This window comes from Rhizobiaceae bacterium (assembly GCA_023953835.1).
Classification (GTDB): domain Bacteria; phylum Pseudomonadota; class Alphaproteobacteria; order Rhizobiales; family Rhizobiaceae; genus Mesorhizobium_G.
Genome location: JAMLJB010000001.1, coordinates 3,748,858 through 3,765,061, shown reverse-complemented (window position 1 = coordinate 3,765,061; position 16,204 = coordinate 3,748,858). Strand labels below are relative to the sequence as shown.

The window sequence follows — 16,204 nt, the reverse complement described above, 5'->3', positions numbered from 1 at the left end:
AGCGACAGGGGCGCTTTGATGTGTCGGTTTCAGTGTCCGTTCGCGATCTCGCTGGCGATGAGCCTGCGCGCTTTGCGGATCAGGTCATCGCCGCTGGTGTCGATGTGCTCGAAGAAGCGGGCGCGCGCGCCATTCGCCGTCCAATCGGCATAGGCGCAATATTCGCGAGCCTCTGTCCGGAAGGCCCGCATGTCGCTGGCCCAACGCGGCTTAGGCTCCACGATGACGGTGATGCCGTCTCTGGTCTCTGACCAGGGAAGCGACCGCTCCGTGGGCGGTCGCTCGTGATCGGCGGCGAAGATGGCGTCGATGTCCATCATGGCGCCTCTCCCGGCGTATGGGGATAGATGGAGCCGGTGGGATCACCAGGGGCGGGGGGCAGATAGGCATCGTAAGGATTGCCGTCGGCAAGATGCCCGAAAGGCGTGAAGACAAAACCGCCATCCTCTCTCCCCACGGCGCAGATGACGTAGCGTGGTTCGCCAGTCATAGCGTCGGCGCATTCTATCAATGCGAGGTGGCCGTTTTCCGCGGCGCGCAGAAGGGTCTGGAAATTGGCGCGGGCATGATCGGGAATGCTCATTGTCCGCCTCCCTCGGCAAGATGATCGTCCAGCCAGCCATGGGTGTAGGTCCAGGCGATGGTCTCGCCGGTCGCGAGATCGAGCACATGGGCACCGCCGCCGAAGGCGTTGACGCGTGGATGTGAGCAGGTGTTGGCGTACTGAAAACCCCAGCGCCCGGTCAGTCCGAATTCCTTGGCGCAGCGCCTGACGAACCGGATCAGGCGTTCGGGATCGCCAGTGACGTCGTCGCGTAGCCACAAGGTCGTGCCGCCATGTTCCGGCTGGATCGACAGGGCGAAGCCGTCCGAGGGCGGTTCCTCCGAGGCGCCTTCCTCCGACAGGGCATTGTAGAGATCGAGTGCGCGGGCGGCATTCTGAGGCGTGCCGACATCGAGCAGGCACGAGAAATGGGTGAAATAGTCGGCCATGTCCGGTTCCTGAAACGAAAAGAGCCCGGCGCGATGGCCGGGCTCGATTGAAGGGATTGGGGCGGGGCGGCTGCGACCACCCCGCTTCTTGTGATCATTCGGCCGCGATGGCGTGGAATTCTTCGTCCTCGTCTTCGGTGACGCCTTCATCCTCGTCGCCTTCGATGAGGAAAGCCGGCAGGTCGGCCCCGTCATCTTCGCCACCCGCATCGACCTCGGGCGTGGCGGTTTCGGCCTCGGCTGCAAGGCGCAGCGGCTCGGGCAGCCAGCCGGTGTCGGCCAGCAGGCGCTCGGCCTCCTTCGCCATGTCGCCCTTCTTCAGGTGGTCGATGAGCTGCGCGGCCTGTTCGCCCGCGCCCTCGCGTACCGCTTCCAGAATGCGCGGCTTGGTGACGCGGCCGAGATAGTTGCCGACCGTGGGCCGCCAGCCGACCTCGACCATGTCGAGACCTGTCGCGCGCGCCAGCCGGTCGGCCTGGGCAAGCCGCATGTCCAGCGTGTGCTGCGAGACGCCGTTACCGCCATAGGGGTTGGGCTTCTCGTAAAGCGCGTTGACGCCATAGCTGACGCAATGGGCGAGCAGCGCCATGCGGCTCGTGTCGTCGAGCCCCGCCAGCCAGTCCCACAGCGCCTGGTCGTCGGCAGGGATGTCACCGGCCCAGGCTTCGTCACGCTCCTGCACCATGCGGGCCGGCGGGCTGTCCCTCAGCCCCTCGTCCTGGATGGGGAAGAAGACGTGATTGACGCTCGCCTCCAGCGCGCCTTTGTACATGCGATGGTGGAAGGTGTCCGAGACCAGCTTGTGCAGCAACGCCGTCATGGCGACCTGCGGATGCTCGGCGAGCGCGTTGCGCAGCGCCAGCGTCCGGTGCGCGGTCAACTCGGTGACCAGACGATCGGGCAACGGCTTGATCGCGGCTTCCTCATCGTCCTCGCTGTCCGCCGGTTCGCCGCCGATGGCGATGACGGCGCGCTGGACACGCGGATCAGCCCGATCATGCGCACCGTCGCCGGTCTCGCCGTCCTGGCTGCTGTCCGCCGGTTCGGGTGCCTCGTCCTCGGGGCGGACATAGCCGCGTTCGACGTCGAGCCGGCCGTCATGGCCGATGCTGACGAAGGCGCCAGCGCGGGCGATGTCTGCGGGTTCGAAGCGGATGGGACGTTCGTCGAAGGCCGCAAGGGCGGTCTCGATTTCGCCGAGGCGCTGATCGACCTCGTCCGGCAGTTCGTCGGCGCCTTCATACTCGGCCTCGAGCTTCTGATATTCGGCGTGAAGCGCCTCGATCGTCGCCTGTTCGTCGATGCTCAGGTCAAGCGGCTCGCCTTCCAGCGCCCGCAGGCCATGGGTCGCGCCATAGGGGAAGCTGACGGCGACCTCGATCCACTTCCAGCCTTCGGCTGCGATGGTCTCCGCCTCGGCCTTCAGCTTCTCGGCGACCAGCCGGTCGAGCAGCGCCACGTCCTGAAGCCAGCCGCCATCGTCGGACTGGAACAGGTCGCGCATGATGACGCCGCCGGCCGCCTCATAGGCGTCGAGGCCGATGAATACGGCGCGCTTGTCCGAGGCGCGCACCGTGGTCTCGGTCAACATCCGGCGGATCTGATAGGGCTCCTTCGACCAAGAATCCTTGACCGCATCCCAGACCTGCTGCTGGCGGTCATGGTCGCCGGAAACTGTGAAGGCCATCAGCTGCTCCAGCGTCATGCCGTCATCGGCATAGATGTCGAGCAGCGCCGGCGAGACAGAGGCAAGCCGCAGCCGCTGCTTCACGACCTGGGCCGAGACGAAGAAGGCGGCGGCGATCTCCTCCTCGGTCATGCCCCTGGCGCGCATGTCCTGAAAGGCCCGGAACTGATCGAGAGGATGGAGCGGGGCGCGTTCGATATTCTCGGCGAGCGAGACTTCCTCGGCGAGGATCGCGCCGTCGCGCTCGCGCACGACACAGGGGACCGGCGCAGTCTTGGCGAGGCACTTCTGCTTGACCAGCATTTCCAGCGCGCGGAAGCGGCGGCCGCCGGCGGGCACCTCGAACATGCCGGTCTCGTTGCCCTCGGCATCGATGACCGGAAAGACGCTGATGCTCTGGATCAGGCCGCGACGGGCAATCGAGGCCGCCAGATCCTCGATCGAGACGCCGGCCTTGATGCGCCGGACATTGGACTGGCTGAGCACCAGCTTGTTGAAGGGGATGTCGCGCGAGGACGACAGGGTGATCTTCTGAACGGCAGTAGCCATCGGGATATACTCCGCGACGGGCGGCCGGGAGCCTCTCTCTCGACCTCCAACCCGTCACGAAGCGAAGCGCCGCCCTCTTCCTCTAAAGGGGGCAGCGCCACGGTGTGGGAACGCAGATAAGGAAAGCGTAAAGCCGGAGACACGGAAATCCGCATCTCCGGCTTCGCGGCAGTCAGGCGGCGCGGTCGAGCAGCTTCTTCGCCTTGCCCTCCATGTCGAGGCGGGCGTCCTGATGCGGCTTGTCACGCGCGACGGCGGTGATGCCCTGCACGAAATCAAAGATGCTTTCGGGCGGGCGGCCTTCCTCAGCCAATACCGCGTCGATGATCTTGCCGGTCTCGGCCTTGGAAAAACCGCGACGGCGCAGGAAGTCGGTCCGGTCCTCGTCGGTCCTGGCGACGATCCGTTCACGGGCAGCCTTGATGCCGTTGACGAAGGGCATGGGCGAGGAGTTCGCGAAGTTCAGCAGCGCCGGCGCCGCCTCGTGGGCGAAGCGGTTGGCGGCATATTTGCTGTGGCGGATGGTGATTTCCTCGAAATCCTCAACGCCCCACAAATTGCGGTTTTGGCAAACGGCGCGCAGATAGAAGCTCGCCATGCCGAACGTCTTGGCCCCGACTTCCGAGTTCCAGCAGTAGAAGCCGCGGAAGAACAGGTCAGGCGATCCATCCGGCAGACGGCCGGCTTCTATCGGATTCAGATCGTCCACGAGAAAGAGGAAGACGTCCCGATCCGAGGCGTAGAGCGTCGTCGTGTCCCTGCTGATATCGACGCGGGGATTGTAAACGCCGGTCGACCAGTCGAGCACGCCCGGTACCTTCCAGCGCGTATCGCCTGTGCCATTGCCGGCGATGCGCTGCACCGCCTCGACCAGCTCGTGGTCGAAGATGCGTCCGTAGTCAGGGCCAGTCACGGCGCGCAGTTCAAGGCGACCATCGTCGGTTTCGAGGGTCTTGATCTGCTCGGCCCGGTTGGAGGTCAGGCCGTATTGCAGATTGATGCCGGCGAGCGCGGCGGGGAGCTGGCGCAGATAGGCCGCGGGTGCGCCGACCAGGCTGGCGAGTTGACCGAAGGACCAATGCGTCGGCGCGACGGGTGCGTCAGCGCTGGGCAGCACCAGCACCAGTCGCTCCGGATCGTTGCGATTGGCCTCGACATGGACCAGGGCGCTTTCCACCACGTGGGTGCGGCTGCGATCGGCGCGGTCGCGTACCGACTGGGCCAGCTCCGACAGGGACAGGTAGCGCTCGTCGGCGGGGCGCGAGAACCATTCGGACGAGACGCGGCCGATGCGTTCACCGCGTGTGACGTCGACCTTGTAACCGCCGCTCATATCACGGCGCGCATCGAGAACCTGCATGTTCATGGGATCGATCTCCACGACGGGCGCGGGAGCCTCTCTCCCAGCCTCTTCCCGTCGCGGAAACCCGATCCACCCTCTCACTCTCTGGGGGCGTTGCGGGGATCTCCCCGCTCGAAGGGGTCGGCCGAGACCCAAGGCTCGGCCGCAGGGGAAAGCTTTCCCCTTAAATGAAATACTCGCCCATCAGGTTCGAGGCCGCAGCGGCGAAACACGCACAAATTCGTCGGTCAATGGTGTCGCATTTTCGCTCTCTGCAAGCAGCGACATGCTTCTGATGCATACCAACATAGTTGTCGTCTCTAGAATCCGCCGTTGCTCGTTTCCTTCTTGCCTGGATTCAGCCGCCGCAGCATGCGCCGAGCAACATGCGGCCGAACGCGCCGGTGCATGGCCATCGCTTCGTCGCGGTGGCAATAGCGCAGGCGCTTGCCGCTTCCGCAAGGGCACGGCCAGTGACCCTTCGGCCAATCCTGAGACAACAGCCGCAGGTGGTAGAGAAGACTCTTCCGCCTGTTCGGGATGCCGAGCGCATCCGCGTAGGCCTCTTCAAGCCCGGGGGTTCCGTGCGCCCTTTCGCCAAAGGGCCACTTTCCGGTCTTCTCGAACCAGAACTGACCGAGAAAATACTCATTGAGCGGGCCGCTGAGGAAACTGCCGAGGGAGTGGTCATCGGCCGTGATCAACCAGTTTTCCCACACCGTAACACAGCAATCGCCGTCGGGATTGATGTGACGTTCGGGCGTGCGCGGGATTTTCCCACCGACCTCGAAAACCTTGGGTTCGTGGCGTGGATAGAGATCGGGTAACTCGATCCTGATGTTGAATTCGGCGATCGGTCCGCCGGGAGCCGAGACAACATCCTTTTCAAATACGAGATAGCTGCCCCCGATATGTATTTTCTCGCCGTCCGCCGATGCGCGCAGCTTCGGCTGGTCAAAGGCGATTGCGGCCTTGACCTCCTCGAGCGTCAGCAGGTTGGGCGGCTTGCCTACGACCTTGCCCAAGGCTTCGACTGCGGCCCGGAGAGATTGATCTGTTCGACGGCCCGCTCGGCACGCGCCATGTCCTCGGTGTCGGAGACGCTGGCCGCGATCGCCGGGGCCGCGATGCCGGCGATCGCGGCCGGCATCACCGCCGCCATCGTGCTGTCGACCAGCTTGGCGCCAAGATGCTCCCGGAGCAGATCGGGCACCTTGTCGAACGTGCTTGCCCGCAGATAAAGCGCGAAATCCTGCCGAGCCTGATCGAGCCAGCGGTAGAAATTCTCGCGCTTCCTGGGTTCCTCGGCCCATTTATCGGCAAAGTTCTCGCCCGGGTTGACCGGGTTCGCCACCCAGGCGATGCCACCGCGGTCTTCGATGAAGCGATCCATGCCGGTCAGGATGCTTTGCAGCGCCGCCGAGATGGTGGGCTCCTCGTTGTAGGCGTGCGCGGCCAGCGTTGTGATGACGATCGAGATCGGCTTGTGTTCGCCATCCTCCGCAAACATGCAGTCGCGATGGCGCTTCAGGAGCTGGATCGTGCGCTGGAGCGGGGTCTTGACCTTGTAGTCGGGAATTTCCTCGACGCTGGCGGTAATCCGCTCACGCTGGGCAAGCGCGCGTTTTGCCTCGGTGAGGCGCACGCGCATCCGGCCACGAAACCAGGCCGCATAGCCGGTCGGATTGCTCTGCGGCCAATCCTCCGTCGGCTGGTCGTAGTGCGGCAGGGTCTTGTCGGTGATGGCGATGGCATGGCCGCTCAACGCAGCATCCTGCGCGAGCGCGCGGTGGCCCTCCATGAGGAGCTTGACCTGATAGCGCTGCGCGTCGGGCAAAGCCGGCAGAATGTCCATGTGAAATTGAGCGCCGTCTGCATAGTTCAGGGTCCAGCAGCGCCGCCGCTCCTCAGGGACCGCCATGCCGTGCGCCCTGGCGTAGAGGGCGACCTCGTGGCCGACCGCCTCCTTCAGGCTCTTTTGCGTGAAGTCGGCCTTGGTCGCTTCGAGACGGCACACCAGATCGACATCATATTCCTCGGTGTCGGTCAGCGGCCGCGTCACCGTACCGAGCAGGAAAGACCCCTGCGGCGAGATCGACGGGTCGTACTGGGCAATGGAGGATTCGGGCCGATCGAGCCAGTTGCCGATCGCCTCATAGCGGTTCTTCGCCTCTTCGAACTTGGACGGCGGGATGTCGAGCGCATCCGCCATCGCTTCCAGAATATCGTCGTGCGACTTTGCAAGCCGCTTGTCATGCACGGTCATGGCGTCACCTGTAATGAGGGATGAATTCCTCAGCGGGCGCGCCGAAGAATTGCGGTTGAAGGATGGGTTTCTGAATGCGCGCCTCGGCGAAGGCACGGTCCTTGAGGCTGCGAATGCGGCTGGTGTCGTCGAGGGAATAAAAGCCGTCGGGCACCGGCTGGGACACGCGGTAGATGGCGCGCCGGTCGTGCGGATCGCCCGTAAGGATATGGGCGATGCCGAGGGAGCCGTGAGACTGCCCGGCCATGAAGAGGCTGGCAAGCTGCGGCGCGAGCCTGGCGGCGCCATAGGCCTCGCGGACAACCTTGATGTCCTCAAGGCACCCGATACTGAGAACCCGGATGTCCTCGGCGGACCAGCCGAGCGTCGCCACGGCCTCGACCACGGCGATGCCGGTCGGGTTGTTCGCCCAGAGCCCGCCATCGACCAGGCCGACATCGTTGGCGGTGACATGCTGCGCGAAATAGGTCGGTGCGGCTGCCGTGGCCATCGCCGCGTCGATCGCCAGCTCCTTGTAGTCGGTCCGGAGGCGGGGGTGATGGGCGGTCTTGAAGATATAGACGCCTTGCGTTTGGGGATGCCACGCAGGGATCACCAGGCGCGTCTGAGCCTCGCCCAGCTTGCGGTCGCCCAGGACGCTGTAAAGGGCATCGCGAAGGGGCTGCGCGCTGTATTTCGGTCCCCAGAATAGCCACCGGCCCTTGCGCAGATGCCTGCCGAGCCAGCCGGCCAACCCGCCGCGCGTCTGCGCGAAGATCGCCGGTCCCTGGTCTTCATAGAGCTTGAGGATGTCGGCCGCGCGCATGCCGAGCGCCAGTCCGATGGCGATGATACCGCCGGTCGAGGTGCCGGAGATGAGATCGAAGTAGCGGCCGATCGGCTGACCCAGATCCTGCTCCAGATTGGCAAGGAACGCCGCCGGGAAGGTGCCGCGGATGCCGCCACCGTCGATTGTCAGGATCCGTTTCAACGCGTGCTCCCTATCTTCGCCGCCTAGTGCTTCTTGTCTCGGGGCGGATTGGGGTCGTTGCCAGGCGGGACGGTATCGGAATCGCGCCAGCGGCCGTCGCGGCCCTGAATGCGGACCTCGCCGCCGCCGAGTTTGCGGACCGTCTGCTTGGCGGCCTGCTCGGCTTCGCGCTGCGTGGGGTGAACGCTGCTCGCGCGCTCGCCGCCGGGCGCCTTCACGGCCCAGCCCTTGGGGTGTTTGGTGACATATCTATCAGCCATCGCGGTTTCCTCGCCATTGACTCAGTGACGATAATACGTATATCAACTACACGGATTTCTGTCAAGATCAGGATAGTTTCTATCCGCATGAGAGGTCGCTGGTGCGCTGGGGTGTCGAGCAAAGGCTTGAGTTTATTGAGTTCCGCCTGTTCTGGGAGGGATCGATCAACCGCGCCGATATCGTCGATTTTTTCGGCGTATCGATTCCCCAGGCATCAAAGGACCTCACGCTCTACCAAGAGCGGGCGCCCGGCAACATGGAGTACGACACGCGCGGCAAGCGCTACGTCGCCGCCGAGAAGTTCGTCCTGCGCTTTCTCGATCCCGATCCATATGTCTATCTCGGACAGCTCCGCTCGGTGGCCGAAGGCGCCGCTCCCTCTCATGATTCCTGGATCGCGGCGCTTCCCAGCGCCGATGTGGCCCTGACGCCCAAGCGGGACATCGACATCGAGGTCCTGCGCAAGATTCTCGATGCGGTGCGTGAGGGCGTGGCCGTCGAGGTTTTCTACCAGTCGATGAACAAGGTGCGCCCGGACCCGATCTGGCGCAGGATCACGCCACACGCCTTCGGCTATGACGGTTTCCGCTGGCATGTCCGGGCCTATTGCCACCTCGAGCACAAGTTCAAGGACTTCCTTCTGCCGCGCATATTGGAGGTTGGTGCCACCGGCGTTCCCGGCGCGACGGGAGAGCAGGACTGGCTCTGGAACAATTATTTCGATGTGGTCATCGGTCCGCACCCTGCTCTGACCGAGAGTCAGAAGAAGGTCGTCGCCAAGGACTATGGCCTGGATCAGGGCAATGGCGTCCTGTCGGTTCGCTACGCAATGCTTTTTTACGTCTTGAAAAGACTTGGCCTGCTCGGCGAGGCGACCAAGCAAAGCGCTCGCACACAGCATATCGTTACAATAAACCGCAAGGAAACCGAGGCTGCGCTAGAGAAGGCGGAGCTTCAGCTATGAAGACGCAGGGGGGAAGCGCCGGGTAATGGGGGCGAGGCTCGAAGACATAAAGAACGGCGCGTCGGTTCGCGGCATCGCGTCCGCGCAGCTGGTGCAGGTCGTTTCGGTTGACTGGATCGGCGACCAAGCGATCAGCATCGTCTACCGCGACCATAATGGCTCGGTCGCGGAGACCGTGCTTTACCGCGACGACGAGCATCGGCTCGAGGTCGAGCAGAGTGGCCGGCCCTGGTCGTTCGACGCCGATGGTGAACTGTTGCGCCTCGTCACCGAGGCCAACCGGATCAAGCTGGCGCACTATTTCGATCCCTATCTCGCGATCCACACCAGTCTGGTCGATCCGCTGCCGCATCAGATCTCGGCGGTCTATGGCGAGATGCTGCCGCGCCAGCCCCTGCGCTTCCTGCTTGCGGACGATCCCGGCGCCGGCAAGACGATCATGGCCGGCCTCTTCATCAAGGAGTTGATCGCGCGCAGTGACCTGGAGCGTTGCCTCGTCGTCGCGCCGGGCAGCCTCGTCGAGCAGTGGCAGGACGAACTCGGCCAGAAGTTCAATCTGGAATTCGACATCCTCACCCGCGACATGATCGAGACCTCGCGCTCGGGCAATCCGTTCAGTGACCGGGACCGGCTGATCGTCCGGCTCGACGTGCTGGCGCGCAATGAGGAGCTTCAGGAGAAGCTCATGAGCGCGCGCGAATGGGACCTGATCATCTGCGACGAAGCGCATCGTATGTCGGCCACCTATTTTGGTGGCGAGGTGAAATATACGCGGCGCTATCAGGTCGGCCAGAAACTCGGTCAGGTTTGCCGCCACCTGCTGCTGATGTCCGCCACGCCGCACAACGGCAAGGAAGAGGATTTCCAGCTCTTCATGGCGCTGCTCGACGGCGACCGCTTCGAGGGCCGCTTCCGCGACGGTGTCCATTACGCCGACACCGAGGACATGATGCGGCGGCTGACCAAGGAGGAGCTGCTCAAGTTCGACGGTCGGCCGCTATTCCCGCCCCGCCGCGCGCGCACCGTGAAGTATCAGCTCTCGGAAGGGGAGGCCGCGCTCTACACCGCCGTCACCGACTATGTCCGTAACGAGATGAATCGGGTGGAGCGGTTCGCCGACGGCGACAACAAGAAGCGCAACAATGTGGGCTTCGCGCTGCAAATCCTCCAGCGACGCCTCGCCTCGTCACCGGCCGCTATTTATCAGTCGCTGAAGCGTCGCCGCGAGCGGCTAGAAGCCGAACTCGGCGAGGCGCGGCTCACGGCCAAGGGGCGCCGCGCCGAGGTCGCCGAGCCTGCGGTCAATCCCGACATGCTGGGCAACATCGATGAATATGGCCAGGAAGAGGTCGACGAACTCGAAGAGCTGATCTCCACGGGCGCGACAACGGCGGAGACGGTCGAGCAGCTCGCGCTGGAGGTCGAGACGCTGAAAGGGCTCGAATCCATGGCGCTGGGCGTGCTGCGCTCGGGCGTGGATACCAAATGGACCCAGCTCAACCGTATTCTCGATGACGAGCTGATGGTCGACGCAGCGGGCAACCGCCGCAAGCTGATCATCTTCACCGAGCCCAAAGACACGCTCCACTATCTGCTGGAGAAGGTGCGCGCGCGCCTGGGCAACCCCGAAGCGGTGGATGTGATCCATGGCGGGGTGACGCGCGAGGAGCGGCGCAAGGTCATCGAGCGCTTCATGCAGGACAAGGACCTGCTGGTGCTGATCGCCAATGATGCCGCTGGCGAGGGCGTCAACCTCCAGCGCGGGCATCTGATGGTCAATTACGATCTGCCGTGGAATCCCAACAAGATCGAGCAGCGCTTCGGCCGCATCCACCGCATCGGCCAGACCGAGGTTTGCCACCTCTGGAATCTGGTTGCGGCGGAGACGCGCGAGGGCGAGGTCTATGCCCGCTTGCTCGAGAAGCTGGAAGCCGCGCGTGAAGCGTTGGGCGGCCGCGTCTACGATGTGCTCGGCGAGTTGTTCGAAGGCACCTCGCTCAAGGACCTCCTCTTCCAGGCGATCCAATATGGCGAGCGGGAGGACGTGAAGGCCTACCTGTTCCGCCAGGTCGATGGGGCGGTCGACCAGTCGCATCTCCTGGAACTGTTACGCCGGCGGGCACTGACCAACGACACCATGCCCGCAGCCAAGGTCGAGGAACTGCGGCTGGAGATGGAGAAGGCCGAGGCACAGCGTCTCCAGCCGCATCACATCCAGAGCTTCTTCATCGAAGCGTTCCAGCATCTCGGCGGCCGGTTAAAGCGTCGGGAGGAAGGCCGTTGGGAAGTCACCCACGTCCCGGTGCGTATTCGCGAGCGTGATCGTCAGATCGGCACCGGCGCGCCGATCCAGAAACAATATGAGCGGATCTGTTTCGACAAGAGCCAGATCAATCAGCAGCCGGTCGCAGCCTTCATCTGCCCCGGGCACCCGCTGCTCGAAGCGGTGATCAGCCTCATCTGGGAGCAATATGAGTCCATCATGCGCCAGGGCGCGATCCTGGTGGATGAAACCGATCCGGGCGAGGCGCTCTCGGCGGTCTTCCTGCTCGAACACGCGGTGCAGGACGGGCGCACGACCAGCGCGGGCAAGCCGCATGTGATCTCGCAGCGGCTGCAGTTCGCAGCCATCAACAAGGCGGGCCAGGCGACAAATGCCGGGATCGCTCCGCATCTCAACCTCCGCCCGGCGGCGGCCGAAGAGATCGAGGCCGTGCGCGACCTGCTCGGTGAAGACTGGCTGACGAGCGAGCTGGAGAAAACGGCCGTGCGCTTCGCCACGGTGGAGCTGGCCCAGGAGCACGTCGCCGAGGTCAAGGCGCGTCGCATACCCGAGATCGACAAGGTCGAGCAGGAGGTCCGGTCCCGCCTCAAGAAGGAGATCAACTATTGGGACTCGCGAGCCTTCGAACTCAAGGAGGAGGAGAAGGCCGGCAAGAAAACGCGGCTCAACTGGCAGAACGCACAGCGCCGCGCCGAGGAGCTGGCGGAGCGTCAGAAACGCCGGATGGACGAGCTCCAGCAGGAACGGTTCATCTCTTCGCAGCCGCCGCGCGTGCGGGGCGGCATGGTGGTCATCCCGCGCGGTCTTCTCGATGCTCGTAAGGCGCCCAGCGTCCCGAACCACTTTGCTGAAGACCCTGCCGCCCGCAAGGAGATCGAACTCGCGGCGATGCGGGCGGTGATGACGGCGGAACGCGCGCTGGGGCACGCTCCGGTCGACGTCTCCGCCCAGAAGATCGGCTACGACATTGCCTCGCACGATCCGAAGTCGGGGCATCTGCGCTTCATCGAAGTGAAGGGCCGGATCGACGGCGCGGACTCCGTGATGATCACCCGCCAGGAAGTGATCACCTCCCTGCATGAGCCGGAGAAGTTCATCTTGGCGATCGTCTCCGTTACCGGCGGCTTCGCCCATGCGCCACGCTATGTGCGCGGCCCTCTGGTCGAGCGGGAACCGTCATTCCTCGAAACGGCGATCCAGTTCGACCTTCCGCGCCTGCTTGAGCGCGCGGAGGAGCCGAGATGAAGTTGGATTTTACTGAATTTTCGTATGGTTACGCTTTCACGGAGAATTTGATCCGGGCTAGTTCCACGGCTCCGGCGGCAGCTCCCGTCTTTCCGAACCTCGTCCAAGAGGCGCAGCTTGGATACGATGTTAAGGTCGATCTTCCGGGGTTGCCGCTGTTCTTTCAGTTCAAACTGCCGGAGCTGATGGTACGGGAGACAGCGCGGGAAATCTCACAGCTCGCGCTTCGCGGCCTTTCAGTACCGTTTTTTCGTATGCCGCTCATGCGTCGCAATTTGTCAGATCAGCATATCCACTTGATTGGGCTAGAGGCGCGCTTTCCCAATACCGTCTTCTATGCTTCGCCTACTTTTGACAGCGCGTTGACCTTCAACAACGCATACGGCTTCGCTGAGGTTCATTCACGTTCTGCATTGTTTTCGCCAACTGACATCGGACCTCTCCCTGACGACGACGCTCATGCGGTCTCATACGCATCAGGCTCCCATGTTGCTTGGAGATGCTCCGAGCCAAAAGAGGTCAAGGCACTGACCTTCGCCTCTTTGGCGCAAGAGGTAACTGAGAAGCTGACCGGGCGCGCCGGTCGTACTCTTGATGATACGACCCGCGAAATTCGAGAGGGAGTCTGGCAATTGCTATCGCCAGAGCTGCGCCGTGCTGAGAACGCGGTTCGCGATCGGATCGAAGCTCGCCGTCAGACTGCAGCCGATGCTGTGAGCGCTGATGGGCGTATTCGAGCGGTCACGACAGAAATACTTGTCTTACAAGAACTTTCGCGTGTTGGATTGGGTGTTGAATTACTGATTGCCCAGCCTCGAAAATCTAAGAAGGCGACTAAACAGCCATGAATAACAGTTACAAGAAGAAATTGATCGAGGTCGCGATCCCGCTCGAAGCGATCAATGCGGCCTCGGCGCGTGAGAAGTCGATCCGGCACGGGCATCCTTCCACGCTGCATCTGTGGTGGGCGCGCCGACCGCTGGCGGCGTGTCGCGCGGTGCTGTTCGCTCAGCTTGTCGATGATCCATCGAGCGACCTTGAGAAATTCCCCACGCACGAAGCGCAGGAGGTCGAGCGTAAGCGGCTGTTCGGGATCATCGAGGATTTGGTGAAGTGGGAGAACTCGACTAACGAGGAGGTGCTAGAGCGCGCCCGTGCGGAAATCCGCAAGAGCTGCGGCGGCGAGCTTCCCCCGGTTTATGACCCGTTCTCGGGCGGCGGCTCGATCCCGCTGGAGGCGCAGCGCCTCGGTCTGCCCGCCTATGGTTCGGATCTGAACCCGGTCGCGGTGATGATCGGGAAGGCGATGATCGAGATCCCGCCGAAGTTCAAGGACAAGGAACCGATCCATCCCGGCGTGAAGGACCGGCAGTTTTACCGCAATGCCGAGGGGCTCGCAGAGGACGTTAAATACTATGGCGAATGGATGCGCGAGAAGGCGTGGGAGCGCATCGGGCATTTCTATCCGCAGGTGGATCTGCCCAAAGAGCGCGGCGGCGGCAAAGGGACGGTGATCGCGTGGATCTGGGCACGAACAGTGCCCAGCCCCGATCCTGCCTTCTCCGACGTGCAGGTGCCGATCGCGTCGAGCTTCCTGCTTAGCACCAAAGCCGGCAAGGAGGCTTGGGTCGAGCCTATTGTCGATAAGAAGGCGAAGACCATTTCCTATCGGATCAGGCATGGCGGCACGAAAGCCGAACTCTCTGCTGCGAAGGATGGCACGAAGGCGGGGCGCGGTGCGAACTTCCGATGCCTCATATCTGGCACGGCGATCACGCCTAAACACATTACGTCGGCTGGCAAGGCCGGCAAGATGGGGCAAACCCTCATAGCTATAGTATGTGAAGGTAAGGGCGGTCGCGCTTATGTCGCGCCAGCAACAGAGCATGAAACCGTTGCTTTTTCCGCCGAGCCGCAATGGAAGCCTGAGCAACATCAACCAGAGAATCCTCGTTGGTTTTCACCGCCAGCCTACGGCATGGAAACCTTCGGTGATTTGTTCACCGACCGGCAGTTGGTGGCTCTGAATACTTTTAGCGATCTGGTGCATGATGTCCGATCGCAGATAGAGGCGGATGCGATCGCCAATGGTCTCTCATCGGACCCCACACCGTTGCGCGACGGAGGCAACGGCGCCAAAGCGTATGCTGAAGCGGTCAGCGTGTATTTGTCGTTTGCGATTGATCGGCTTGCCGATGCTGGCAGCTCTATAGCCACATGGTCGTCATCGGAGTTTATACGCTTCACGTTTGCTCGACAGGCGATCCCGATGACTTGGGATTTCGCTGAATGCAATGTCTTTAGCGATAGCACAGGAAATTATCTCGGCGCCGTCGATTGGGTCTGGAAGGCCCTTTCAGGTTTAGGGCCAAACGCCGCCGGCACTGAGATTCAGCACGATGCACAGAATGTACATTTGCCGGATGGGGCAGTCGTCTCAACTGATCCACCATACTACGACAATATTGGCTATGCCGACCTGTCCGACTATTTCTATGTCTGGCTCAGGCGAAACCTCAAAGACGTATATCCTGATCTCGGAAGCACCATCTCTGTTCCCAAAGAAGAGGAGTTGGTGGCGACGCCTTATCGCCACGGTGGGAAAGCGAAAGCTGAAGAACACTTCCTCACAGGTATGACGGCGGCGATTTCGAGTCTTGCACGTCAATCATCATCGTTGTTTCCTGCCACGATCTACTATGCCTTTAAACAAAGTGAGGTTGAGCAAGACGGCTTGAGTTCGACCGGGTGGGCGACCTTCCTTCAGGCCGTGATTGAAGCGGGTTATGCGATTGTCGGCACTTGGCCAGTTCGCACGGAGCGCTCAGCCCGGACAATCGCTACTGGCACCAATGCGCTCGCAAATTCTGTCGTTCTTGTTTGCCGGAAGAAGGAGGCCACCGCCGAGAGTATTACCCGCGCCGAGTTCATCCGCGCCCTGAAACGCGAACTGCCTCCAGCGATCTCCGAGCTGCAGGCCGCTAACATCGCGCCAGCGGATATGCCGCAATCGGCCATTGGTCCCGGCATTGGAGTGTTTTCACGCTACAAAGCCGTTCTTGAATCCGACGACAGCCCGATGAGCGTGAAGACCGCACTTCAGCTCATTAATCGGGAACTCGACGAATATCTCGGCGGCATCCAGGGTGAGTTTGACGCCGACACGCGGTTCGCCATCACCTGGTTCGAGCAGAACGGGACCGGCAAGGGGGATTACGGTGTCGCAGACAACCTTGCCCGCGCTCGCGGTATTTCTGTCGATAATGTCAAGCACGCGGGCATCGTCGAAAGCACCGCGGGCAAGGTCCGTATCCTCTCGCGTGATGAACTCGACGACGATTGGGACCCGGAAGACGACCGCCACCTGACGATTTGGGAGTGCCTTCAGCACCTGGTCCGGCAGCATGAGAAGGACGGCGTTTCCCACGACACTGCCGTCCTGCTGAAGAAGATCAACACCAAGGCCGAGGCCGTGAAGGATCTCGCCTACTGCCTTTACGACATCAGCGCCAACAAGCGGAAAGATGCGAAGGAGGCCACGGCCTACAACGCCCTGATCGCTGACTGGACCGAGCTGACGAAGGCGGCAGCGGCTATCTACGACACGAGCGGGGATCGCCAGACCCGCATGGATATTTGAGGG

Annotated in this window: 13 protein-coding genes; 4 read left to right on the top strand and 9 right to left on the bottom strand. The window is 62.6% G+C overall.

The window, feature by feature from the left end:
* Positions 1-29: 29 nt before the first annotated feature.
* From M9924_17750 to M9924_17710, 9 genes are all read right to left on the bottom strand, one after another.
* Positions 30-320, bottom strand: coding sequence for a hypothetical protein (locus M9924_17750; protein ID MCO5066241.1), 291 nt, complete (start codon positions 318-320; stop codon positions 30-32).
* Complete coding sequence (locus tag M9924_17745; GenBank protein ID MCO5066240.1) at positions 317-583, bottom strand: DUF6117 family protein; 267 nt, start codon at positions 581-583, stop codon at positions 317-319. The genes M9924_17750 and M9924_17745 overlap by 4 nt, the downstream gene beginning before the upstream one ends.
* The gene (locus M9924_17740; protein MCO5066239.1) at positions 580-993 is read right to left on the bottom strand and encodes a hypothetical protein; all 414 of its coding nucleotides are present in this window, start codon (positions 991-993) and stop codon (positions 580-582) included. Before M9924_17740 ends, M9924_17745 begins: the two co-directional genes overlap by 4 nt.
* A 94-nt stretch (positions 994-1,087) precedes the next feature.
* A complete protein-coding gene (locus tag M9924_17735) occupies positions 1,088-3,229 on the bottom strand; it encodes a ParB N-terminal domain-containing protein (GenBank protein ID MCO5066238.1) in 2,142 nt (713 codons plus the stop codon).
* 172 nt (positions 3,230-3,401) lie between these two features.
* Complete coding sequence (locus tag M9924_17730) at positions 3,402-4,595, bottom strand: DUF932 domain-containing protein (protein MCO5066237.1); 1,194 nt, start codon at positions 4,593-4,595, stop codon at positions 3,402-3,404.
* Between the two features lie 296 nt (positions 4,596-4,891).
* Positions 4,892-5,596 carry a hypothetical protein gene (locus M9924_17725; protein ID MCO5066236.1) on the bottom strand — a complete coding sequence of 235 codons (705 nt, stop codon included), beginning with the start codon at positions 5,594-5,596 and terminating at the stop codon, positions 4,892-4,894.
* On the bottom strand, positions 5,581-6,837 hold the full coding sequence (locus M9924_17720; protein ID MCO5066235.1) for a nucleotidyltransferase: 1,257 nt from the start codon (positions 6,835-6,837) through the stop codon (positions 5,581-5,583). The genes M9924_17725 and M9924_17720 overlap by 16 nt, the downstream gene beginning before the upstream one ends.
* A 4-nt stretch (positions 6,838-6,841) precedes the next feature.
* The gene (locus tag M9924_17715; GenBank protein MCO5066234.1) at positions 6,842-7,807 is read right to left on the bottom strand and encodes a patatin-like phospholipase family protein; all 966 of its coding nucleotides are present in this window, start codon (positions 7,805-7,807) and stop codon (positions 6,842-6,844) included.
* 23 nt (positions 7,808-7,830) lie between these two features.
* Positions 7,831-8,067 carry a DUF2188 domain-containing protein gene (locus M9924_17710; protein MCO5066233.1) on the bottom strand — a complete coding sequence of 79 codons (237 nt, stop codon included), beginning with the start codon at positions 8,065-8,067 and terminating at the stop codon, positions 7,831-7,833.
* A 98-nt stretch (positions 8,068-8,165) separates the two neighbouring features.
* On the opposite strand from M9924_17710, the gene M9924_17705 reads away from it, so the two are divergent.
* Genes M9924_17705 through M9924_17690 form a run of 4 tightly spaced genes read left to right on the top strand, consistent with a single transcriptional unit; the run spans position 8,166 to position 16,201 of the window.
* Entirely contained in the window at positions 8,166-9,032 is an 867-nt protein-coding gene (locus tag M9924_17705; protein ID MCO5066232.1) for a WYL domain-containing protein, read from the top strand.
* Between the two features lie 25 nt (positions 9,033-9,057).
* A complete protein-coding gene (locus tag M9924_17700; GenBank protein MCO5066231.1) occupies positions 9,058-12,561 on the top strand; it encodes a DUF3883 domain-containing protein in 3,504 nt (1,167 codons plus the stop codon).
* The gene (locus M9924_17695) at positions 12,558-13,409 is read left to right on the top strand and encodes a hypothetical protein (GenBank protein ID MCO5066230.1); all 852 of its coding nucleotides are present in this window, start codon (positions 12,558-12,560) and stop codon (positions 13,407-13,409) included. The genes M9924_17700 and M9924_17695 overlap by 4 nt, the downstream gene beginning before the upstream one ends.
* Entirely contained in the window at positions 13,406-16,201 is a 2,796-nt protein-coding gene (locus M9924_17690) for a DUF1156 domain-containing protein (protein MCO5066229.1), read from the top strand. Before M9924_17695 ends, M9924_17690 begins: the two co-directional genes overlap by 4 nt.
* Positions 16,202-16,204 lie beyond the last annotated feature (3 nt).